Origin of the sequence: Actinosynnema sp. NPDC023658 (genome assembly GCF_040639995.1) — a bacterium.
Taxonomy (GTDB): Bacteria; Actinomycetota; Actinomycetes; order Mycobacteriales; family Pseudonocardiaceae; genus Actinosynnema.
In genome coordinates, this window is sequence record NZ_JBFAAX010001027.1 from 1 (window position 1) to 302 (window position 302).

The 302-nt window shown below is 76.2% G+C and carries 1 protein-coding gene; it reads left to right on the top strand.

Translation table 11 applies throughout. From position 1 onward, the window contains the following. Nucleotides 1–90: 90 nt before the first annotated feature. The coding region (locus AB0G02_RS37660; protein ID WP_360804524.1) for an FAD-binding protein at nt 91–302 on the top strand (212 nt) is incomplete at its 3' end.

Sequence of the window (302 nt, forward strand, 5' to 3'; positions counted from 1 at the left end):
GGCCGCGCCGGGAACGGCCGAGTGCGCCACCACCGGCCCGGGGTGGATGACAATCGGCCGGTGACCGGTTTCGTCGAACAGCTTCGCGCGGTGGTCGACGGCGACGTGCTCGCCGACCCGGGGGACCGCGCCCTCTACTCCGCGGACGCCTCCAACTACCGCCACGTGCCCGCGGTCGTGGTGCGCCCCAGGTCGGTGGACGCGGTGGTGGCGGCGGTCGGGGTGGCCGTCGAGCACGGCGTGCCGATCACCAACCGCGGCGCGGGGACGTCGGTCGCGGGCAACTCGACGGGCGCCGGGGT